Consider the following 20595-nt stretch of genomic DNA (forward strand, 5'->3'; position numbering starts at 1 on the left):
CTCGTTCGGGCCATGCGCGTTGGAATGTGGGCCGAGCACGCCGGTGATCATGAACTGCGCGCCGGGGAACTTCTCGCCGAGCATGCCCATGAACGGGATCGAGCCGCCTTCGCCCATGTACATCGCCGGCTTGCCGAAGAAGGTCTGGCTGGCGTCATCGATCGCCTGGGTCAGCCACGGCGCCATCGCCGGTGCGTTCCAGCCGCTGGAGGCCTTTTCCAGGTCCAGCTTCACTTCGGCGCCATTGGGCGGATCGCGCAGCAGCGCCTCCTTGAGCAGCTCGCCGCAGGCCTTGCCATCGGCGGTCGGCGGCAGGCGCAGCGACAGCTTCACCGCGGTGTGCGGGCGCAGCACGTTGCCGGCCGAGGCCAGCGGCGGCATGCCATCCACGCCGGTGACCGACAGCGCCGGGCGCCAGGTGCGGTTGAGCACCAGTTCGGTCAGGTCCGCGTTCATCGGCTTGAGGCCGTCCACCATCGGGAATTTCTCGAAGATCGCCGTGTCCACCACGTCCGCAGCGCGCTTGGCCTGCTCCAGGCGCTCGGCCGGGATCTCCACGTTCATGCCGTCGATCAGGATGCGGCCGGTGTTCTCGTCCTCGATCCGCGACAGCAGCTGGCGCAGCAGGCGGAAGCTGGACGGAATCACGCCGGAGGCATCGCCGGAGTGCACGCCTTCGTTAAGCACCTTGACCGAGAAATTGCCGCCGGTCAGGCCACGCAGCGAGGTGGTGCACCACAGCTGGTCGTAGTTGGCGCAGCCCGAATCCAGGCACACCACCAGCGACGGCTTGCCGATGCGGTCGGCCAGGTGGTCCACGTAGGCCGGCAGGTCGTAGCTGCCCGATTCTTCGCAGGCTTCGATCAGCACCACGCAGCGCGCGTGCGGCAGGCCCTGTTCCTGCAGCGCCAGCACGGCGGCCAGCGAGCCGAACATCGCATAGCCGTCATCGGCGCCACCGCGGCCGTACAGCTTGTCGCCGCGCAGCACCGGCACCCACGGGCCGAGGTCGTCGTCCCAGCCGGTCATTTCCGGCTGCTTGTCCAGGTGGCCATAGAGCAGGATGGTGTCGTCGCCGGTCTCCGCACCGGAGGCCGGGATTTCCAGCAGCAGCAGCGGCGTGCGGCCTTCCAGGCGCACCACCTCCACGGTCAGCCCCGGCAGGTTCTGGGCGCGCGCCCAGGTTTCCATCAGGGTGACGGCCTGCTCCATGTAACCGTTGGCGACCCAATCGGCGTCGAACATCGGCGATTTGTTGGGAATTCGGATGTAATCGACCAATTGCGGGACGATCTCGCTGTCCCACTTTTCACTGACGAATTGGCCGAGTTTGGCGCTGTCCATCTGACACTCCGGATGCATTGGCTAGTCCTCACATTCTACGCCGCTGGTAGGGGTAGGGATTTCCCTACATCACGTCAGGTATTTGGCTGGCTGTGTGAAGGCGTTGTGGACGATAGGCTGTGTGCATGTGGCGAGGGATGCTGGAACCTCCGACGGGATAGCCGGCAGGCACCGGTTCCGAGCCACAAGGAGTTGCAAGGTGGGGTCTTGGTTTTCGTGGAAGGCGCTTGCGCTGGGACTGCTGTTGATGGGAGCCGCCCGCGCGGCCGACCGCATCGACATCAATACAGCTGATGCGTCGGCGCTGCAGCAGGGATTGGCGAACGTGGGCCACACAAGGCCGACGCGATCGTCGCGTACCGGCGACAACACGGACCTTTCCTCCGGGTCGAGGACCTGGCACGGGTGAAGGGGATAGGGACAGCAACAGTCGAACGGAATCGACAACGGATGACGACGGGGGTCATGAAGAGCCCCGCGGCGGAACCGCCCAGGAGGGCGTTGCCGGCAGCCGTACCAAGGCGATGACCAACAGGACAGGTCGGGGACGGGCAGGGAGCCGGTCACTGGTCGTTGCGCAGGACGCGCGGCGGCACCGACACGCAGGGAAGCGGTGCGCACGGATGCGGCGCGGAAGGACTGGCGCAGATCCACCAGGATGGTGGCATCCCGGCTCGGGAAGGGCTGCGATGGCGGAACGATTTACGGCCGAGTGCAGGGAGCATGGCCGGACCCACACTGGGCAGGATGCACAGGGGGAAGGCTGGACGCCGACAAGGACGTGACGATTGCCCGGTCTGCGCAGGGATGCGTGGCCGGGCAATTTCTTTTTGGGGATGTGCACGCCCACGCCAACACCTGTTTCATGCAGCGCGTTGGTGTAGCGTCTTCGCATCACTGTACGGAATGAACCACATGGCACCACGCCGCGCGTTGCTTACCCTGGCCCTGGCCACCTTGTTCGCCACCGGTATTGGCTCGGCTGCCGCCGTGACCGCCGCGCCGCCCGCCAGCACCGCTGCCGGGAAGGCCGTTGCCGCACCCCGCGGTCCCACCGACCTGAAGCCCGGCGAGTTCCTGTGGCATCCGGAGATCTCTCCGGCCGGTCCGATCGTGCTGGTGGTCAGCCTGGATGAGCAGCGTGCCTACGTGTACCGCAACGGCATCGCCATCGGCCTGAGCACGATCAGCTCGGGCAAGACCGGCCACGAAACCCCGACCGGCGTGTTCACCATCCTGCAGAAGGACAAGGACCACAAGTCCAACCTCTACAACAGCGCGCCGATGCCCTACATGCAGCGGCTGACCTGGGACGGCATCGCGCTGCACGGCGGCAGCCTGCCCGGGCACCCGGCCTCGCACGGCTGCGTGCGCCTGCCGCAGGCGTTCGCGCAGAAGCTGTTCGGCGAAACCAAGCGCGGCGATACCGTGGTGGTGGCCGACGCCAAGAGCGCGCCGATGACGCTGGCCTATCCGGCCGTGTTGGCGCCGGTCAACAGCACCGGCAAGCCGCTGGTGGAAACCACCGCTGCGCCGGAGCATTACTGGAACGATGCGGCCGCCCCCAGCGGGCAGGTCGGCATCCTGGTGAGCCTGCACGACCAGCGCCTGTACGTACTGCGCGATGGGGTGCTGATCGGCGAATCGCGGCTGCAGGCCAAGGCGCTGCCGGCGTTCGAGGGCACCACCCTGTTCGTGATGCAGCAGGGCTACTCCGATGTGCCCAGTCCGCTGGATGCCCATCAGCGCCTGCACAAGTGGACCGCCTATCCGCTGCTCGGGCAGAGCGCCGGCAATGCCAGCCCGGACCTGCTGGCCACGCCCAGCCTGCCGATGGCGCTGCCGCCGGAATTCGCCGAGCAGCTCTACAAGGCGCTGGTGCCGGGCACCACCCTGCTGGTCACCAGCCTGCCGGCGGTACGCCCGGAGGCGGATGAACAGAACCTGCAGCCGGTGTTGGAATCCGACGCTGGTGGGTCCACCTTGTAGGAATGGGTCCTGCGGGTATGCCGTTGATGCGTGTGTCCACCTTTTCCTGGAATGTCCTGTGCGGGTTGGCGCTGACCGCGTCGGCCAGCGCGGTAGAGGCTGCCCCGGCAGTGGCGGCCGGGACGATGCCTCCGGCGCAGTTGGCCGATATGCTGTCGCGCGCCGCGCCCGGCGCGGACCGCAAGGTCCTGCAACTGGCCGCCAAGGCGATGTCCTGTGCGCTGCGGCGGCCGGAGCTGGGCATCGATCCGACCCGGCTGAGCGTGATCGACTATTCGCGGCCCTCGACCCAGCAGCGCATGTGGGTGTTCGACCTCGCCCGGCAGAAGCTGCTGTTCGAGGAATGGGTGGCGCATGGCCGCAATAGCGGCGGCAACCAGACCGAGCACTTCTCCAACCGCGACGGCAGTTTCATGTCCAGCCTGGGCGCGTTCACCGCCAAGGAAACCTACATGGGCGGCAACGGCTACTCGCTGCGCCTGGAAGGCCTGGAGCCGGGCTTCAACGACCATGCGCGCGACCGCGCCATCGTCATCCACGGCGCGCCGTACGTGAACCCGACCATGGCGCGCCTGCAGGGCCGCCTCGGCCGCAGCCTGGGCTGCCCGGCGGTGCGGCTGACGGTGGCCAAGCCGCTCATCGACAGCCTGCGCGGCGGTGCGATGGTGTTCGCCTACTACCCAGACAAGGATTGGCTGGCGCGCTCGCAGCTGCTCGGTCCGGACTGCGGTGGCATCGCCGGCTGAGCGCGCTGGGGCACAATGGCGGCATGTCGACCCATACCGTCCTGAGCGCGGCCACGCGCGTCATTCCCGTTTTCGAGTACCGTCGCGAACGGTGGCGCAACGGCATGGGCTGGACCCGTGAAATCCTCCGCGTGCCGGACAACGAGGACTGGCAGGTGCGCTTGTCGATCGCCGAGATCGAACAGGACGCGGCGTTCTCCGCGTTCCCGGGGATCGAGCGCGAGCTGGTGCTGCTGCGCGGGGAAGGGCTGCGCCTGCGTTTCGCCGATGGCGCGGTGCATACGCTATCGCCCCCGCACGACCGCCTGCGTTTTGCCGGCGAAGCGCAGGTCAGCGGCGAGCTGGTCGATGGCCTCACCCACGATTTCAACCTGATGTGGCGGCGCGATGCGCTCGACGCCGCGTTGCTGCATCGGCCACTGGTGGGCAGCATGTTCTTCTTCACCGAACCTGCGGTGGCCTGGGCGATTCACCTGCTGGCCGGTCAAGCTACGTTCGAGGGTGAAGGCGGCATGCCGCCGCTGGAGGCGGGTGACACCGCGTGGTTGGCCGCTGGCGCGCGCAAGCGATTTGCGTTGCACGGTGGCGGCGAGTTGTTGGCGATCCGGCTGAGTCCGCGGTAGGGTCGCATCCCGATCGCCCGCCGATACCCTGTGCAACGTTCGGTGGTGGCGTGACCTTCGGCGAAGGCGGCTTCGGTGGAGGTCATGCGTTCGTCGCGCCGATCATCGTCATCGCCGGTAGGGTCGTTTGGGAACCGACCCTACCGGCGGCGCGGTGCACCGGGGGCGCTCAATACACGTCGCGGCGGTACCTGCCGGCCACGATCAGCGCTTCCTTGCCTTCGCGTCCCAGCGCGCGTTCGATGACCGCGTCCACTGCCGGGGCCATGCCCTGCAGGCTGCCGCAGACCAGGATCGTGGCGCCCTCGCGGACCCACTGCCACAGCGTGTCGATGTTGGCCTGCAGCCGGTCCTGCACGTAACGATGCTCGCCGCCATCGCGGCTGAACACCGTATCCAGCCGCTCGATCCAGCCGGCCTGATGCCAGGCCTGGAGCTCATCGCCGAAATAGAAATCATGCGCGGCGGTACGTTCGCCGAACAGCAGCCAGTTGCGTCGCGCACCCGCATCCCTGCGCGCGAGCAGGTGCGCGCGCAGGCCGGCGATGCCGGTGCCATTGCCGATAAGGATCAACGGCGCGTCGGCAGCGGGGGCGTGGAAATTCGGATTGCTGCGGAAGCGCAGGTCGATGCGGCCGCCGAGGGCGGCGTGATCGCACAGCCAGCCGCTGCCCAGGCCCGGGGTGCCATCGGGACGCAGCTGGCGGCGCAGCAGCAGTTGCACCCGGCCTTCGACCGGCATGCTGGCGATGGAGTACTCGCGATGCGGCAGCGGTCGCAATGCGGACACCAGTGACGCGGCGTCGGCGGACGGCGTCTCTTCCGCGGTCGGCAGGTGCGCACGGGAAAGATGCTCGCGCAGTGCGACGCCGTCGATCACCTGCGCGCCGTCCAATGCGGCGTTGGCCAGCCACGCATCGACAGCCGTCGGCGCATGGCGAGGACCGATCTCCACCACATCCCCGGCCTGCCAGATCGGCAGCACGCCGTCGGCCGGCACCAGGGTCACCGCCCAGGTGGCCGCGCCAGGGCTGCCGGCGTTCTGCAGCGCCCGGCTCTGCAGCCGCCAGTGCTGATACTCGGCCGGGGTCCAGTCGGGCAGGTCGGTCGCCGTGCCGCCAAGCTGGCCAAGCAGCTGCTGCCAGTGGCGCAGCGCGGCCGGATCGGCGTTGTCGACCTCGACGGTGTCGAACAGCGGGTGCGCACCCTGCCGGCGCAACCACATATCCAGCTGGTGGCCGAACGCGCAGAAATGCCCATAACCGCGGTCACCCAGCGCCAGCACGCCGTAGTGCAGGTTGGGCAGCGCCAACGACTGCGGCATCACGGTGCGCAGGAACGGCAGCGCATGATCGGGTGCATCGCCTTCACCGGTGGTGCTGGCCACGAACAACACCTGCGTCGCCTGCTGCAACGCGGTGCTGTCGATCTGGTGCAGGCCACGGATGCGAATCGGCAGGCCGGCCGCGCGCAGTGTCTCGGCGCTGCGCTCGCACAGTTGCTGCGCAAAGCCGGTCTGGCTGGCCCAGACCAGCAGGATCGGTGCCTGTGCTTCACTGCCTGCGTCGTCGCGCGGGCGCCCACGCCACCAGACCAGCGCACACAGCGCGGCATAGCCGAGCACGCTGCCGATTGCCCAGCGCCAGTGCGAGGCCGGCGGCGCGCCCTGCCAGCCGTCTTTCTGCAGGTGCAGGCGCAACAGCAAAAACGCCAGCACCGCCAACGCGGCGAGCACCAGCAGGTTGCCGACCACGGCGCGCGAGGGGCGGCTCATGCGGCCGGTCCCTGCGTCGCATCGAACAGACGTTCGAATGCCGGGCTCATGTGTTCTTCAATTCCCTCCGCGCCACGACTGACGAAGCGCGCGGCCAGGTCGTGCGCGCGCGCGAACGCCAGGCCCTGCTCGACGCCCATCACGGTGAGTGCGGTAGCCCAGCCGTCGGCGTGCATCGCATCGGGCGCCACCACGGTGACCGCCGCGGCGGCATGGGTGACCGGCGCGCCGCTGCGTGGGTCCAAGGTATGACTGAACTGCGCGCCGTCCTGCTCGAAGTGGTGCCAGCGGTCGCCGGAGGTGGCTACGGCCAGGTCATCCAACGCAAGCACGCGCGGCGGCAGGTCGGTGCTGGCCGCTTCTTCCGGGCCGGCTTCCACCAGCACGCGCCACGGCTGGCCATCCGGCTTGCGACCGTAGCCGCACAGCTCACCGCCCACTTCCACCAGCGCCGCGCGCACGCCCTGCTCGCGCAGCCAGCGGCCCACCTGGTCCACGCCGAAGCCCTTGGCGATCGCCGACAGGTCCAACGCGACGCCACCGGGTTGCTGCAGGACACCGTCCCGCCAGCGCAGGCGTTGCCAGCCACAGCGTGCGCGGGTGGCCGCGAGCACCGCCGGATCGGGGATGCGCCGGGCGTGGGCATGCGCGCCGAAACCCCATAGCGCCACCAGCGGGCCGACGGTGGGATCGAAGGCGCCGCCGCTGCGCGCGGCGATGTCCAGCGCGGCATCGAGTACCTGCGCGAACAATGTCGGCAGCGGATGTACGCTGCCGCTGGCGGCGCGGTTGAAACGCGAGATATCGCTGCCGGCCTCCCAGGTGCTCATCTGCGCGACGATGGCGTCGAGCCGGGCCTGGATGCCGGTGTGCAGCGGATGCAGATCGCGCGTGCGCGCCACCACCAGCTTTACCTGCCAGGTGGTGCCCATGGTGTGGCCACCGAGGCTGGCGATGTCGAAATCCGGGTTGTTCATGGGGTGGGCATGGCGGGCACGGTCGGCCCGATTGCCGATAAGGGTCTGGTGAAAGGCCCCCTTCCATGCTGAAGGGGGCGCGGCAACCGCGCAGGCCAAAGGCGGCATGCGCGGCGATGAATGCCTTGCGCGATTACTGCGGCAGCACTTCCAGCGTGGCGACGTAGTTCAGGCGACGGGTCTTGGCCTGCTTCAGCGAGGTCTTCTTGTCTTCGCTGCTGGTTTCCAGCCAGTACATGCCGGCTTCGGGCCAGGTGACGGTGAACTCGCCCTTCTTGTCGGTGCTCACCTTGATCTCATTCTGGGCGTTGCGGTAACGCGTGCCGCCGCGGGTGATCTCGAACGCCAGGCCGGCGCGCGGCTTGCCATCGACCAGCACGCGGAAGGTGGCCGCTTCGCCGGCGGCCAGGTCGTTGGGGTGGCCGAGGGCGACCAGCTCGATGCCCTGCTTGGTCGGGGCCAGCGCGGTGGCGTTCGGGGTGCCGTTGGTGACGAAGGTTTCGATGCGGTTGACCGACTGCGACACCTGCAGCTTCTTGGCCTTCTTCGGCACTTCGGTGGCGAAGGTGGCCGGGGTGCCGCGCCAGCGCTTGGGCTTGCCGGCTTCTTCCCAGCTGGCCGACAGGCCGTTGCTGACCGAGGCCAGGCGGTAGGTGCCCTGCTGGGTCAGTTCGACGTCGAAGACGCTGCGGTACTTGCCGGTGGAGGCGTTCTGCGGCTGCACGGTGGTGCCGTCCGGCGCGGTGATGACCAGGCTGTCCAGGCGCAGCGGCACGTGGTTGAAGTAGAACAGGTCGTTGGACACAGCCGCATCGACGGTGATCCACGGGTTCTCACCGGCAATCACGGTCTGCGAGGGCTGCAGCCAGGCCTTGTGGGCCAGGGCGGAGAACGGAAGTGCGGCGGCCAGGGCGGCGGCTAGGACGAGCGAGCGCTTCATCAAAAACTCCATGTAGTGGACAGCTTCGGTGAACTGGGGACCGGCCCGGAGGCCGATGCTACGCCGCTGTGCGACGTCCCGAGGGGAACCCGCCGGTGAGGGCGGGCGACAAGTCAGGGCTTGGCCGTAAGGGTGACCAGACCGAGTTCGGTGGCACCTTGGGCTTTGCCGTTCTGGACGGTGGTGGCCGGCCAGGTGAAGGGGATCTTGAGCAGTTCGCGGCCGCCGACTTCGCGCACCGCTTCCACCACCAGAGTGTAATTGCCCGGGGCGAGGGCTTTCAGTGCCGGCTGCTTGTCATTGAACGACAGCGCCTGCTTGCCGGCCGGGCGGGTGGGGCCGGTGACGCCGTCCACGGGCACGTCCAGGGTGCGGCCGCTCTTGCGCCACCACTGGCGCAGGTCGGGCAGCCACTTGGTGCCGTGGCCTTCGCTGTTGCCGGTCTGCTGGTACCAGACCGAGAGATTGGCGGCGACTTTCTGGTCGGCCCCTTCCAGCCACACCGCGACATACGGACGGTGGTATTCGGCGACGTTGAGCTTGGGCACTTCGACGTTGATGTCGAGGGTGGCGGCATAAGCGGGAGTGGTGGCCAGCAGGCCGCTCAGGGCGATGGTCAGGGTGACGCGCATGGTGCGGCTCCGTGGGGGACGATCAAGGTAGGAGGGTCAGTGGATCAGGATCAGGGCGATCAGCAGCGGAATCATCAGGCCCAGGCCGACCAGCGGCCAGGTCATGCGGCGCTGGCGGGCATGCAGGTGCAGCAGGAACAGGCCGGTGATGCAGAACACCAGGCAGGCCACGGCGAACACGTCCAGGAACCAGCCCCAGGCCGGCCCGGCGTTGCGGCCTTTGTGCAGGTCGTTGAAGTAGGACACCCAGCCGCGCGAGGTGGCTTCGTACTCGACCGCGCCGCTGTCGCGGTCGATGCTGAGCCAGGCGTCGCCACCGGGGCTGGGCATGGACAGGTAGATTTCGCCCTCGGACCATTCGGCGGCGCGGCCGCCGACGGAAATGCCCAGCTGCGCATCGAGCCAGCGCGCGGCGGGGCGCGGAACCGGGGCGTTGCCGTCGGTGCGATCGCCAAGTTGGGCAAGCAGGTCGGCGGGCAGTTCGAGCTGGCGATTGACCACCTGCGGGGTGGCTTCGATCTTGCCGGCGTGGTTGAGGGTGATCCCGGTGGCCGCGAACAGAAGCATGCCGATCAGGCACACGGCCGAGCTGATCCAGTGCCACTGGTGCAGGGTGCGCAGCCAGAAGCCACGACGTTGTTGCTGCTGCACGCTGGAGGAGGGAGTGGCCACGGTCACGCTGCTGGGATCTGAATGGCGAATTACACCATTGATGAGAATGGTTCGCAATTTCTGGGTTGTGGGGATGTGCCTGGAAGCGAGCGTCCTCGGCGCGGGACGTCCTGATCCGTAACTGGGCCGGCGGGTAGGGGCAGGAGCGGGTTCCTGGCAGTGTGTTTTTTGAGGGCTGCCGAGCATGGCTCGGCACTACCGGTATACGGGGCCCTCATGCTCCTGCTCTGCATCTCAATGCGGCCACCCGCCAACTGTCTGGGGCGGTGGGGGCGGAAGTGCGGGACCGTAGAGCGCCATGGATGGCGCGAACGAGCTTACATGGACGTACTTGCAGCGTGTCCCGTACTTCCGCCCCCACCGCCCCGGCCCGCAGTCCGCAGTCCGCAGGCCGTCCGCTGTCGCCCTCGCCCTCAGAACTTCGCGTTCAGCGACATCCAGTAACTGCGGCGCTGGTCCTTGGTCGCGTAATCGTCCACGCAGTTGTATTCGCTGTCGCTGATCAACACGCACGACTGCGACACGAAGTCCTTGTCGAACAGGTTGTTCACGCGTGCGTTGAGCGTCAGCCACGGCGTGATGTTCCAGCTGCCGCCGAGGTGGAAGATCGTGTAGTCCTCGTAGTAGCGCACCTGCGACGTGCTTGCTCCGCCCACGTTGCTCACCAGCGTGTCGCGGTAACGGTCGTAACGCCCCTCGCCGATCAACGACAGGCTGACCGCATCATTGAGCTGCCAGTTCAGGCTGGCGTTGGCCATGTGCCGGGCCGGCGTCGTGGTGCCGCCCACCGGCTTGCCCTTGTCCACGCCGCTGGTCTGCTCGGAGCGGGTGTAGGTGTAGTTGCCGCGCAGCTGCAGGGTGTCCAGCAGGTCTACATAAGCGGCCGTCTCGATGCCCCTGGTCTCGGCCTTGTCCACGTTCACGCTCTGCGCGAACGTGCTGTAGCCCAGCGCTGCCCAGCCCGGTCCGACGTCCACGCAGTAGCCACTATTGGCCGGTGCCACTTCGCAGTTCGGGAACGTGCCGCCACTGGCGATCTTGTCGTCGAACTTGTTGAGGAAACCGGTCACGTTGAAGCCCCACTGCGCGCCCTCGTAGTAGGTCGCGATCTCATAGTTGGTGCTGGTCTCCGGCGTCAGGTTCGGCGACCCCACCAGCGGCAGCACACCCTGGCCGCCGAAGCCGGTCACCCCCGGGAACAGCTGGTCCGGGCGCGGGGTCTTGTAGCCGGTGCTCACCCCGCCCTTGATCGTCCACGCATCGCTGGCGTTCCACACCAGGTAACCGCGCGGACTGACGTGGCTGCCGAAGATGTTGTGGTCGTCATACCGCACGCCCACCGTGGCGGTCAGCGTGTCGGTGAGCGACCAGTTGTCCTCGGCGAACACCGACCACATCCGATGCTGCTGCTTCACATTGTCGCGGTAGCCGGCACCGTCCATGCCGAACACGCCGTCGACCATGTCGGTGTCGTTGTACTGGCCGCCCACCGTCAGCTTGTGCGCGCCGAAGGTCATGTCCAGCATCGTATCCAGCACGTAGCCCTGCAGCTCCATCGTGCGCAGCGGGCGCGGCAGGAAGGCCTGCAGGCGTGCCTGCTCGCTGGCATTGAGCGCACCCAGCGCGTTGCCGCGGCCGGCCGCGCAGTTGGCGGCGGCACCGGTGCGACGGCAGACATCGTTCCACAGCGTCTGCAGGTCATCGCGTTCGTCCAGCGTCAACGGCAGCGAACGGCCGAGGTTGTTGCTGGTGGTGTGGGTCAGCGTGGTCTGCCACGTGCCGAAGCTGTAGCGGCCCTGGTGGCTTAGCGCCAGCTGGTCGCGCTCGTAGCGCTGGTAGGCGGTGTAGCCCACGCGCGGCTGCACCACGCGGCGGGTGATCGTGCCGCTGCCGTTCGGGTTGGGAATGGTCGCATTGCCCACGCGCCATAGGCTGGCGGCACTGTCCAGGGTGCCGGTCTGGCCCTCGCTGTTGTCGTACTTCTGCCGGGAGACGTCGTAGTCCAGGGTCAGGTCGTGGTCGTCGTTGATCGTCCAGTTCAAGCGCACCCCGGTGTTCCAGTTGGTATTGGCCACCGCCTTGCCGCCGCCACCGAAGCCGATGCTGCGCGCCCAGAGCGTGCCGTCCGGCAGCGGCAGGTCGTCCCATTCCGGATTGGAGGCCTTGGCATCGTAGTAGCTGCCGCGTACCGCCAGACCCAGGCGATCTTTCACCAGCGGTCCGGTCAGGTACACATCGGTGGTGCGCGCATCGCCGAACTGGTCGTCCTGCTGCAGCGTGATGCCCTGGGTGACCGAGCCATGCCAGCTGTCCTGGTTGCGTCGGGTGATGATGTTGATCACCCCGCCCATCGCGTCCGAGCCGTACAGGGTGGACATCGGGCCGCGCACCACTTCGATGCGCTCGATCGCATCCAGCGGCGGCAGGTAGGAGAACTGGCCGCCGCCGAAGTTGTTCGGGTACAGCTGGCCGACGTTGCTCTGGCGGCGACCGTCGATCAGCACCAGGGTGTACTCCGACGGCATGCCGCGCATGGAGATGGTGGCGCGGCCGTTCTTGTCGGTGGTTTCCATGCCCACGTCGATACCTTCGACGTCGCGCAGCGCGTCGACCAGGCTGGTGTAGGGGCGCTTGCTCAGCGCTTCGCGACTGACCACGCTGATGCTGGCCGGGGCGTCGGTGATCTTCTGTTCGAAACCGGCGGCGGTGACCACCACCCTGTCCAGCGTGGTCGGCGCGGCGGCGTCGCCGTTGGCGAAGGCGGGCGCGCTGATCGCGCCGAGCAGGGCCAGGCTCAGGGCGTGGCGGGACAGGGACATGCGACGACGATGGCGCTGGGCCATGGGGGTAACCTCGGAAAGAAAAGACGAACGCGGGACACCACGACCGGCGGTCGCAGCGCTGCAGGAATCAGGGAAGGGCCCGGGAACGGGCAGGTGCCGCCATCGGCAGGCGTCGCGTGGCTACAGCGACGCGCGAGCCGGAATCAGCCCTGCGGCGGGGCCTGTCCGCGTTGGACGCGCAGGCCAGGCGCCGCCGGGAGCGGAATGGCGGGCGCCGAATCCACCGACGGAGCCACCTGCGGCGGCAGTTCCATCAGCGTCGCCATGAAACGGTCGAGCGCTTCGGGCAGGGCCGGCGGCAACGGCGCGGTGGCCGGGCGCGCGCTGGCAAGCCGGCGTGGCTTGGCCGGTGTTTCTTCCTGCGGAGCGGTTTCACCGCCGCGCGGGTGTTCTTCGGCCGGCAGCTGCAGTACCAGCGCCGCGCTGCCGGGCAGCGCCCGGTCCAGTACCGGCAGGGCGGTGAACAACATCGCCAGCAGGCCCAGCCACGCCAGCACGCTCGCCAATGCCGGACGCTGCCCGCGCATGGCGGGGGCGAAGCTGCGAAGGCGGTGTGGGTGGCGCAAGACGGAATCCCTGCTCGAGCGGGTTGGGTGGGGGAACATGACGTTCCCGGTCACGAGCGGACCTCGATGACGCGGCGGAGTGTAGTGAGATCCCTTCGCGGACGCAAATAGGAATGATTTGCGAATGGGTGGTTTGGATCGACTACGCCGAAGGCGGATCGACCAGCGCCCGCAATGCGGCATGCGGCGAGCCCGCCAGGGTCGGACGCAGGTGGGCAAGGAACGAGGGGCTGCCATGAGCGAGGGCACGCGCCAGCCACGCCGCGGCCGCATCGACCTGACCGGCCGCCAGCAGCACCGAGGCATGGCTGGCCTGGCCGCGGAAGTCGCCGGCTTCGGCCGAGCGCAGGTACCACGCCGGTGCAGCGGCCGGATCCGCGGCCACGCCGATGCCGTCTTCCAGGCAGCGGCCGACCAGGTTCATCGATTTGGCATGGCCCAGCTGCGCGGCGCGCAGGTACAGCGCAAACGCGGCGGGTTCGTCGCGGGGGACGCCGCGGCAGGTGCCCAGCAGGTTGGCCAGGTTGTACATCCCCCAGTCCAGCCCGCTGTCGGCCGCCTTGCGATACCAGACCGCGGCCAGTTCAAGGTTCTGCGCGGTGCCGCTGCCCAGCTCGTGACAGCGGCCGAGCATGTTCATGGCGATGCCCAGCCCACCGTTGGCGGCGCGCTCGAACCAGAGCACGGCAGCGGCCGGATCCTGCGCGGTGCCGCGGCCTTCCATGCCGGCCTGGCCGAGCAGGAACTGGGCCTGCACGTCGCCGCGCTGGGCGATCGGGATCAGCGTGGCCAGTGCGGCGGAGGGATCGTGCTGCAGCTGCGCGGCCAGCGCGGTGGCATCCAGTGCAGGCGGGGTCGGCTCAGACATCGGCCCATTGCCGCAGCAGGTTGTGATACACGCCGGTGAGGTTCACCAGCGCGGGATGTTCGGGGTGGTCGTGGGTGAGGCGCCGGATCGCGTTGTCCATGTCCCACATCAGGCGGCGCTGCCCGTCGTCGCGCAGCATGCTCTGGATCCAGAAGAACGAGGCCAGCCGCGTCCCGGCGGTGACCGGGGTGACCTGGTGCAGGCTGGTGCCGGGGTACAGCACCATGTGCCCGGCGGGCAGCTTCACCCGCTGGGTGCCGTAAGTGTCCTCGATGACCAGTTCGCCGCCTTCGTATTCGTCCGGATCGCTCAGGAACAAGGTCGCCGACAGGTCGGTGCGCACCGGTTGCGGTTGCCCGGCCACGCTGTAGTCGTAGCGCACCGCGTTGTCGATGTGGAAGCCGAAGGTCTGGCCGGGCTGGTAACAGTTGAACAGCGGCGGGAAGATCCGTCGCGGCAGGGCGGCCGAAAAGAAGCTGCTGTTGCGGCCGAGCGCCTCCAGGATGGCCGAACCCACCGCGCGCGCGGCCGGGTCGGATTCGGGCAACTGCAGGTTGTGCTTGGCCTGCGCGGATTGGTAGCCCGCGGTCAGGCGTCCGTCGGTCCAGCCGGCGGTGGCCAGCTGCTTGCGGGCCAGGGTGACCTGCTCGGCGGTGAGGACGTCGGGGATGTGCAGCAGCATGATCGGCTCCAGCCCCTCCCGCACCGGAGCGCGGGAGGGAGCATATCGCTTAGAACTTGAAGTTGAAGGCCAGCGTGGCCGAACGACCCGGCGCGATGGCAGCGTAGTGCGAAGCGTACGCCTTGGTGAAGTAGGTTTTGTTGGTAAGGTTCTGCACGTTCAACTGCAGGTTGTAGCGCTCGCTGAAGGCGTAGCCCACCATCGCATCCCAACGGGTGTAGGACGGCACCCACTTGGTGTTGTTGACGTTGCCATACACCTTGTCCACGTAGTTGGCGCCGGCGCCCAGGCTGAGGCCTTCGACGAACGACGGTGCCCAGGTGGTCCACAGGCTCGCACTGTGTTTGGCGGTGTTGGGGAACTGGTTGCCGTTGAACGGCGACGGCACGTAGACCCCGTTGACCAGGGCGAAGCCGTTGTCCTCGACCACCGCGTCCAGGTAGGTATAGCCACCGAACACCTGCCAGCCCTGCACGATCGTGCCGCTGAAGCCGATCTCGGCGCCCTTGACCTTCTTGCTGCCCGCGTTCTGGGTGGTGCCCGCGTCGCTGGTGACGCGCGCGTTGGTCATCTCGGTTTCGAAGATCGCACCGGTCAGCGACAGGCGGGCATCGAACAGGTCCCACTTGGTGCCCAGTTCGATGTTGCGGCTGCGCTGCGGCTTGAGGTCCTGGATGGTGGCACTGATGCCATCGGCGCCATCACCGCCGTCCACGCCGACCGGGGTGGAGGAAGTGCCCCAGGACAGGTAGATGCTGCCGTTTTCCACCGGCTTGAAGACCAGGCCGGCCTGGCCGTTCCAGAACGAGGTGTCGTTGCGCAGGTGCTGCAGGTTGGCGGCGGCGGTCGGGTTGAACTGGTGGGTGTTGTAGTCGTCGAAGCGCGCACCCAGGTTGAGCATCCACTGCTCGCTGAAGCTGATCGTGTCGAACACGTACGCCGACTTGGTGCGCGTGGTCTGGCGCACGTCATTGGCCGGGTTGCTGCGGGTCACGGTATGCAGCGACGCCCACGGATCGTTCGGGTTCGGATTGGTGAGGTCGGTGCAGTTGTAGCCGGTGGCCGCGCCGGTGGTCGGGCAGCTCTGGTTGCCGGTGATCGGGTTGTTGGTGCCGGCGGTGGTCTGTCCGTTCGGGCGACGCACATCGCCGATCAGGTAGTTGCCGCGCACGGTCTTTTCGCTGCTGTATTCCACGCCGGCGTTGAAGCTGTGGCGCAGCGGGCCGGTCTCGATGTCGCCGGTCACGCTGGTCTGGTTGATGAAGCTGTCGGTCTGCGTGGCGCGCGAGTTGGTGCGGCGCCAGACCGTGCCGTACAGGTTCGGGTTGCCCTTGCTGTCGTCCGGCTGGGTCCACAGGTAATCGTTGCGGGTATCACCGTAGCGGGTGATGTTGCGCAGCACGATGCCGCCGAAGTCATGCGACAGGTTCAAGGTGGTGATGTCGGCGCGGGTCTTCTGGAAATCACGGTCGACCAGGCCGTAGAACGCGTCGCGGTTGGTCACGATCGGGCTGCCGTTGCCGTTGAGCGCCAGGTTGGCGCCGCTGGTGAACGGGTTGTTGTACGGGAAGCCGCCGGCGTCGGGCAGGTCGTCGGTTTCCATGTGGTAGTGGCTGATCACCGCCTGGGTCGGACCGTTGAGACCGAACGCCAGCGACGGTGCGATGCCCCAGCGGCTGCTGTTGACTTCATCGCGGCCGGCCACGTCGGCCTCGTGCTTCATGATGTTCACGCGCGCGGCGATGCCGTCGCCGATCACCTGGTTGGCGTCCAGCGTGCCGCGGTAGTAGCTGTCGGTGCCAGCGGCCAGCGAGCCCTGCACGAAGTCGTCCAGCTTCGGCGTCTTGCTCACCAGGCTGATCGTGCCGCCGGCCGAACCGCGACCGGAGTAGGCCGAGCTGGGGCCCTTGACCACGTCGATCTGCTCGATCGCGAACACTTCACGGGTCTGGCTGCCGGCATCGCGCAGCCCGTCCACGTAGATGTCCGAGGCCGAATCGAAGCCGCGGATGAAGGGACGGTCGCCGGTCGGGTTGCCGCCTTCGCCGGCACCGAAGGTGATGCCCGGCACGGTGCGCAGCGCGTCCAGCAGCGTGGTGGCCGCGGTCTGCTCGATCACCTGCTGGGAGATCACGCTGACCGATTTGGGCGTATCCAGCAGCGGCGCGGTGAATTTGGACGACTGCGCGCGCACGCGCTCGCCGTGCACGTCCACGCCGTCCAGCTCGGTCGCGCGCTGCGGCTCGGCGGCAGCGTCGGTTTCGGCATGGGCGATGGCGGGGGCGGCAATGGCCAGCAACAGGGCGGACGACAACGGGGTCGGGCGAACGGTCATGGGAGGTCCTGGACGTACGGGCAAGGGCGGGACCGGCAGGCGGTCACGACGAGCGGGTGGAAAGGTCGGGAAAGCGAAGAAGCGAGCAGGAGGGGCCGCTGGCGGCGCAGGCGCAGACAGGGCGGGGCCGTCACGCGGGGCGTGCGGCCGGGATCAGGCGTTGGGAGGCGCGTGGCCGGGGTTGAGGCGCAGCGAGGGTTCCATCCGCTGCCAGCGCAGCGCATCGGCCGGCCACAGCGGCATCACCGCTACCCAGGCGTTGCGCCGCAGCGGGAGCGGTGCGGCAGCGCGCTCGGGCTCGGCATCGCCGCTCTTGTCGCCTTTGGCGCTGTTTTCGCTGGCCGGCGCATCAGGGCAGGGCAGCGAAGGCGCCTTCTGGCCGGCGTCGCTGGCCATGGCGGTTGTTGCAACCTGCGGCGCAAGCCGGCCAGGACCGTGCTGCGCGCCACTCGTGGCGCCCGTGCTCAGCCAGCCGACGGCCAGCAGTACCACGCAGAACGTGGCCCACAAGGCGACAACACCGATGGCGGAACGGGCGAGGGACACGGGAGACCGGGCAGGCGCGGCCGGGCGGCCGCGGTGCACATGGTAATGCTAGCAATTCGCATTTTCAAAACGCCGGGCGTTCAGTCCCGGTCGTCGCGGGTCCAGACCCCGTCGTGTTCGCGCTTCACCGGGAACTTCGCCACCGGTGAATAGGCCGGGGCGCACAGGGCGCGGCCGTCGCGGATATCGAAGCGTGCCCCATGCAGGACGCACTCGATGCTGGCTTCGGCGGTGTCGAACGTGCCCGAGGACAGCTCGAACTCATCGTGGGTGCACTGGTCTTCCAGCGCGTAGAGCTCGCCGTCCAGGTTGAACACCACGATCGGGGTGCCGGTGACCTCGTCGAAGGTGCTCTTCATTTCCCCGGCCAGCAGCTCGGCGCTGGCGCAGACGAAGGTCCAGGTCTCGCTCACGCCTGGACCGCCAGCGGCTTTTCCAGGATCTCAAAGCGCAGGTCGTCGCGCTTGGGCGTGCCGAAGCGCGCGTCGCCGTACGGGAACGGCTTCTTGATCCCGGTGCGCACATAGCCGCGTCGCTCATAGAAGGCGATCAGCTCCTCGCGCACGTCGATCACCGTCATCTGCATCACCGGCACGCCCCATTCGCGCGCGGCATGCGCCTCGGCGGCGTCGATCATCACCTTGCCGATGCCGCCGCCCTGCTGGGCCGGATCGACCGAGAACATGCCGAAATAGCCCTTGCCGTGGTCATCGGCCACGTGGGCGCAGGCCAGCAGCTGGCCATCGCGCTCGGCCAGCAGGATGGTCGAACGCGGACGTGACAGATCGGCCTGCAGGCCTTCGGCGTCGATGCGGGCGCCGTCCAGCAGGTCGGCTTCGGTGGTCCAGCCGGCACGGCTGGCGTCGCCGCGATAGGCCGAGGTGACCAGGGCAATCAGGGCGGGGATGTCGGCAGCGGTGGCCGATCGGAAGGTCAGGGTGCTCATGGGCACATTCTAGGCGGGGCAGGCGGTGGCGGGGAGGGGGCAGGGGCAGGCGGTTGGCTGCCCGCTACCGGGGGACGGGTGATTGGCAATCGCGGAGCGGCAAACAGCGGAATGGCGGATCGTCGGATCGAGTCGTCGAACTGGTAGTGCCGAGCCATGCTCGGCACCGCGCGATGACGCATCGCTATCCGCTATCCGCTGCCGATGAGCGACGCAGCGAAACGAGAACGCTGTTGACGTTCACGGTCCATCCGGAATGACCAGCGCATCTCCAAGGCAGGCCCGGATTTCACCGGGGTGATCCGATTGAAAAATGCCAGCGGTGGGGTACATGCTGATATCGATGACGCGCCTTCACGATGCGTCTTGTCCTGAGCTGGCCTCTCGCGAGACACGGTTTATCCGAGCATCGCGCCGAATATGGATCGCGACTTCGTGAAACCAACTGTTCGCTGACAGTCTCGGAGCGGTTTTACCGACACGTTGCCCGAGTAAACGCATCCATTGAAATGATGTTGGATGTAAACGTTTGCATGCGACAGCGTGAATCATCACGCGCCGAATCATCAAAACACTGCGTTGGTTACCTATCGGAATGCAGCCTAGGATGACCTGCGTCTGCTGCTATCGCGTCGCAACGATTGAAATAGTGCGATGCACGACAGGTGCCGTGCCGTTGCCGTGGTGACAGCCGGGCAACGCGTCTTCCTCCCCCATCTCCGCTGGTGCTCTTCGTGAAACAGTTTCTGATGCTGTGCGTACTGTCGTGCGCGGTATTCTTTCTGCTGGCCGCGTGTCGAGGGTCGTCGACGTCCAGCGGGACCTATCTTTCCCCGGAACAGACCGCGCAGGTTCTGGCCAAAGCCCAAGGGGGAGACCTCCTCGCCATCAAGCGGCTGATCTCGCACTACGAAGCCAGTGGCGACGTGGACGGGCTCGCAGGCCCGTGGCGGGTTCGTGCGCGGAAACTGGGGGATCCGTCGGAGTTGTATCACCATGCGGCGTGGTGCTTCGCGGCCTCACAGGAAGAGCAGGACCCGCAGGTGCGTTCCCGGTTGCTGGAGGATGCACTGGCCTCGGCGAAGCGGGCGAGCGCCGTCGATCCGTCGGCGCAGCTGTTGGCTGATCAGATCGCGCGCGTGCAGCAGGCCGAATCCGTCGCCCGCTAGGGCGGCGCCTCAGCGCATGAAGAATTCGACCGGGAACAGGAGCTCGACCGGCGCCGGGCGGTCATCGGGCACCTTGGGCAAGGGGGCGGCGCGGCGGAACGTGTCGAGCGCTGCCTGGTCCAGCAGTGCGAAGCCCGAGCTCTGCGCCAGCGACAGGTCGAGCAGGTTGCCGTCGCGGGCGACGCTGACGCGGAGTTGGGCAACGCCTTCCTGGCGGCGTGCGCGTGCGGCATTGGGGTAGCGGCGGAAGCGCTCCAGGCGCGCCATGACCCGGCCTTCCCAACTGTCGCGACCCGGGGTGGCTTCGCTCGGGCCAGCGGGAAGGGGCGGACTGGGCGGTGCAGCGGCGACGGAGGCTTCCTGCTGCTGGGGCGCACTCGCGTCCAGGCTGGGCTGCGGCGGCGTGGGCGGCGGTATCACCCAGTTCGCGATGGCGCGCGGGGGTGTCTTCGGCAACGGGCGGGGTGGTTCGGGCTGCTGCCTGCGCACGGACGCTGCGGTGCTGGGGACGGGCGCGACGATGTCTTCCAGCGGCACGTCCGGCGCGCGCGGGGGCAGCAGGATCAGCTGGGTGCGCTCGGCTGGCAGCAGCAATGGCGCCACGGCGCGCGGGGTGCTGGTCCAGACCAGCAACGCGACCAGCAGGACGTGGCCCAGGGCGGTGACGCTGGCGGCCAGACCTTGCGCGTGGCGCTCCATGAACGACGGCCGTGACCGATACGGCGCGTCGACGCGCGGTGCTTCAGCCCGGCGCAGATGCGCGCCGGATGGCGGGACAATTTCAGCGCGACTGCGCCGGGACGGCAGCCCGCCGGACGTCGGAGCAGGGCAGGGGGCGACCGGGGACATGGTCAACTTCGCAAATGAGAAGTGTTCGCATTATTGCATTTTTACCGGTGAGCGACGATCCACCGACTGCACCGGAAACAGAAACGCCGTGGCA

Annotated in this window: 20 protein-coding genes; 5 read left to right on the forward strand and 15 right to left on the reverse strand. The window is 67.8% G+C overall.

Annotation, left to right across the window (positions count from 1 at the left end):
• Nucleotides 1-1344: M20 family metallopeptidase (locus tag RTO53_RS09945; RefSeq protein WP_312237639.1), on the reverse strand; the 1344-nt coding region annotated here is incomplete at its 3' end.
• Between the two features lie 348 nt (nucleotides 1345-1692).
• Between RTO53_RS09945 and RTO53_RS09950 the strand changes: the two genes are divergently transcribed.
• The 4 genes from RTO53_RS09950 to RTO53_RS09965 all read left to right on the forward strand — a co-directional run bounded on the left by RTO53_RS09950 (nucleotide 1693) and on the right by RTO53_RS09965 (nucleotide 4702).
• Nucleotides 1693-1872: a helix-hairpin-helix domain-containing protein gene (locus RTO53_RS09950; protein WP_312237666.1), complete on the forward strand. Its 180-nt coding sequence runs from the start codon at nucleotides 1693-1695 to the stop codon at nucleotides 1870-1872.
• A gap of 387 nt (nucleotides 1873-2259) precedes the next feature.
• On the forward strand, nucleotides 2260-3333 hold the full coding sequence (locus RTO53_RS09955) for a L,D-transpeptidase (RefSeq protein WP_312237640.1): 1074 nt from the start codon (nucleotides 2260-2262) through the stop codon (nucleotides 3331-3333).
• A gap of 26 nt (nucleotides 3334-3359) precedes the next feature.
• A complete protein-coding gene (locus RTO53_RS09960) occupies nucleotides 3360-4079 on the forward strand; it encodes a murein L,D-transpeptidase catalytic domain family protein (protein ID WP_312237641.1) in 720 nt (239 codons plus the stop codon).
• Between the two features lie 23 nt (nucleotides 4080-4102).
• Nucleotides 4103-4702: a HutD family protein gene (locus tag RTO53_RS09965; RefSeq protein ID WP_312237642.1), complete on the forward strand. Its 600-nt coding sequence runs from the start codon at nucleotides 4103-4105 to the stop codon at nucleotides 4700-4702.
• Nucleotides 4703-4871: 169 nt separating this feature from the next.
• Here RTO53_RS09965 and RTO53_RS09970 read toward each other — a convergent pair whose 3' ends face one another.
• The 13 genes from RTO53_RS09970 to RTO53_RS10030 form a co-directional block, all read right to left on the reverse strand.
• Nucleotides 4872-6476: a sulfite reductase subunit alpha gene (locus RTO53_RS09970; protein WP_312237643.1), complete on the reverse strand. Its 1605-nt coding sequence runs from the start codon at nucleotides 6474-6476 to the stop codon at nucleotides 4872-4874.
• Complete coding sequence (locus RTO53_RS09975; protein WP_312237644.1) at nucleotides 6473-7453, reverse strand: FAD:protein FMN transferase; 981 nt, start codon at nucleotides 7451-7453, stop codon at nucleotides 6473-6475. The genes RTO53_RS09970 and RTO53_RS09975 overlap by 4 nt, the downstream gene beginning before the upstream one ends.
• Before the next feature lie 133 nt (nucleotides 7454-7586).
• The gene (locus RTO53_RS09980) at nucleotides 7587-8393 is read right to left on the reverse strand and encodes a DUF4198 domain-containing protein (RefSeq protein ID WP_312237645.1); all 807 of its coding nucleotides are present in this window, start codon (nucleotides 8391-8393) and stop codon (nucleotides 7587-7589) included.
• Between the two features lie 113 nt (nucleotides 8394-8506).
• Complete coding sequence (locus tag RTO53_RS09985; protein WP_312237646.1) at nucleotides 8507-9025, reverse strand: DUF2271 domain-containing protein; 519 nt, start codon at nucleotides 9023-9025, stop codon at nucleotides 8507-8509.
• Between the two features lie 36 nt (nucleotides 9026-9061).
• Nucleotides 9062-9697: a PepSY-associated TM helix domain-containing protein gene (locus RTO53_RS09990; protein WP_312237647.1), complete on the reverse strand. Its 636-nt coding sequence runs from the start codon at nucleotides 9695-9697 to the stop codon at nucleotides 9062-9064.
• Nucleotides 9698-10110: 413 nt separating this feature from the next.
• Nucleotides 10111-12540 carry a TonB-dependent receptor gene (locus RTO53_RS09995; protein WP_312237648.1) on the reverse strand — a complete coding sequence of 810 codons (2430 nt, stop codon included), beginning with the start codon at nucleotides 12538-12540 and terminating at the stop codon, nucleotides 10111-10113.
• A gap of 143 nt (nucleotides 12541-12683) precedes the next feature.
• Complete coding sequence (locus RTO53_RS10000; protein ID WP_312237649.1) at nucleotides 12684-13106, reverse strand: hypothetical protein; 423 nt, start codon at nucleotides 13104-13106, stop codon at nucleotides 12684-12686.
• 142 nt (nucleotides 13107-13248) lie between these two features.
• Entirely contained in the window at nucleotides 13249-13974 is a 726-nt protein-coding gene (locus RTO53_RS10005; protein WP_312237650.1) for a tetratricopeptide repeat protein, read from the reverse strand.
• Nucleotides 13967-14656, reverse strand: a complete 690-nt coding sequence (locus RTO53_RS10010; RefSeq protein WP_312237651.1) for a Fe2+-dependent dioxygenase — start codon at nucleotides 14654-14656, stop codon at nucleotides 13967-13969. The genes RTO53_RS10005 and RTO53_RS10010 overlap by 8 nt, the downstream gene beginning before the upstream one ends.
• A gap of 49 nt (nucleotides 14657-14705) precedes the next feature.
• Entirely contained in the window at nucleotides 14706-16991 is a 2286-nt protein-coding gene (locus RTO53_RS10015) for a TonB-dependent receptor (RefSeq protein ID WP_312237652.1), read from the reverse strand.
• Between the two features lie 153 nt (nucleotides 16992-17144).
• Complete coding sequence (locus RTO53_RS10020) at nucleotides 17145-17537, reverse strand: hypothetical protein (RefSeq protein ID WP_312237653.1); 393 nt, start codon at nucleotides 17535-17537, stop codon at nucleotides 17145-17147.
• A gap of 80 nt (nucleotides 17538-17617) precedes the next feature.
• Nucleotides 17618-17950: a non-heme iron oxygenase ferredoxin subunit gene (locus tag RTO53_RS10025; RefSeq protein ID WP_256775751.1), complete on the reverse strand. Its 333-nt coding sequence runs from the start codon at nucleotides 17948-17950 to the stop codon at nucleotides 17618-17620.
• The gene (locus RTO53_RS10030) at nucleotides 17947-18483 is read right to left on the reverse strand and encodes a GNAT family N-acetyltransferase (RefSeq protein WP_312237654.1); all 537 of its coding nucleotides are present in this window, start codon (nucleotides 18481-18483) and stop codon (nucleotides 17947-17949) included. Before RTO53_RS10030 ends, RTO53_RS10025 begins: the two co-directional genes overlap by 4 nt.
• A gap of 734 nt (nucleotides 18484-19217) precedes the next feature.
• Between RTO53_RS10030 and RTO53_RS10035 the strand changes: the two genes are divergently transcribed.
• Nucleotides 19218-19652, forward strand: coding sequence for a hypothetical protein (locus RTO53_RS10035; RefSeq protein WP_312237655.1), 435 nt, complete (start codon nucleotides 19218-19220; stop codon nucleotides 19650-19652).
• A gap of 9 nt (nucleotides 19653-19661) precedes the next feature.
• Here RTO53_RS10035 and RTO53_RS10040 read toward each other — a convergent pair whose 3' ends face one another.
• Nucleotides 19662-20351, reverse strand: a complete 690-nt coding sequence (locus tag RTO53_RS10040; protein WP_312237656.1) for an energy transducer TonB — start codon at nucleotides 20349-20351, stop codon at nucleotides 19662-19664.
• Nucleotides 20352-20595: the final 244 nt, after the last annotated feature.

This window comes from Stenotrophomonas sp. (assembly GCF_031995405.1).
In the GTDB taxonomy this organism is placed as follows: domain Bacteria; phylum Pseudomonadota; class Gammaproteobacteria; order Xanthomonadales; family Xanthomonadaceae; genus Stenotrophomonas.

What these genes read in the sequence shown, in the direction of transcription:
- RTO53_RS09955 (WP_312237640.1), top strand. Translation starts at nt 2,260, where the DNA reads ATGGCACCACGCCGCGCGTTGCTTACCCTGGCCCTGGCCACCTTGTTC.
- RTO53_RS09960 (WP_312237641.1), top strand. Translation starts at nt 3,360, where the DNA reads ATGCGTGTGTCCACCTTTTCCTGGAATGTCCTGTGCGGGTTGGCGCTG.
- RTO53_RS09965 (WP_312237642.1), top strand. Translation starts at nt 4,103, where the DNA reads ATGTCGACCCATACCGTCCTGAGCGCGGCCACGCGCGTCATTCCCGTT.
- RTO53_RS09970 (WP_312237643.1), bottom strand. Translation starts at nt 6,476, where the DNA reads ATGAGCCGCCCCTCGCGCGCCGTGGTCGGCAACCTGCTGGTGCTCGCC.
- RTO53_RS09975 (WP_312237644.1), bottom strand. Translation starts at nt 7,453, where the DNA reads ATGAACAACCCGGATTTCGACATCGCCAGCCTCGGTGGCCACACCATG.
- RTO53_RS09980 (WP_312237645.1), bottom strand. Translation starts at nt 8,393, where the DNA reads ATGAAGCGCTCGCTCGTCCTAGCCGCCGCCCTGGCCGCCGCACTTCCG.
- RTO53_RS09985 (WP_312237646.1), bottom strand. Translation starts at nt 9,025, where the DNA reads ATGCGCGTCACCCTGACCATCGCCCTGAGCGGCCTGCTGGCCACCACT.
- RTO53_RS09995 (WP_312237648.1), bottom strand. Translation starts at nt 12,540, where the DNA reads ATGGCCCAGCGCCATCGTCGTCGCATGTCCCTGTCCCGCCACGCCCTG.
- RTO53_RS10005 (WP_312237650.1), bottom strand. Translation starts at nt 13,974, where the DNA reads ATGTCTGAGCCGACCCCGCCTGCACTGGATGCCACCGCGCTGGCCGCG.
- RTO53_RS10010 (WP_312237651.1), bottom strand. Translation starts at nt 14,656, where the DNA reads ATGCTGCTGCACATCCCCGACGTCCTCACCGCCGAGCAGGTCACCCTG.
- RTO53_RS10015 (WP_312237652.1), bottom strand. Translation starts at nt 16,991, where the DNA reads ATGACCGTTCGCCCGACCCCGTTGTCGTCCGCCCTGTTGCTGGCCATT.
- RTO53_RS10030 (WP_312237654.1), bottom strand. Translation starts at nt 18,483, where the DNA reads ATGAGCACCCTGACCTTCCGATCGGCCACCGCTGCCGACATCCCCGCC.
- RTO53_RS10040 (WP_312237656.1), bottom strand. Translation starts at nt 20,351, where the DNA reads ATGGAGCGCCACGCGCAAGGTCTGGCCGCCAGCGTCACCGCCCTGGGC.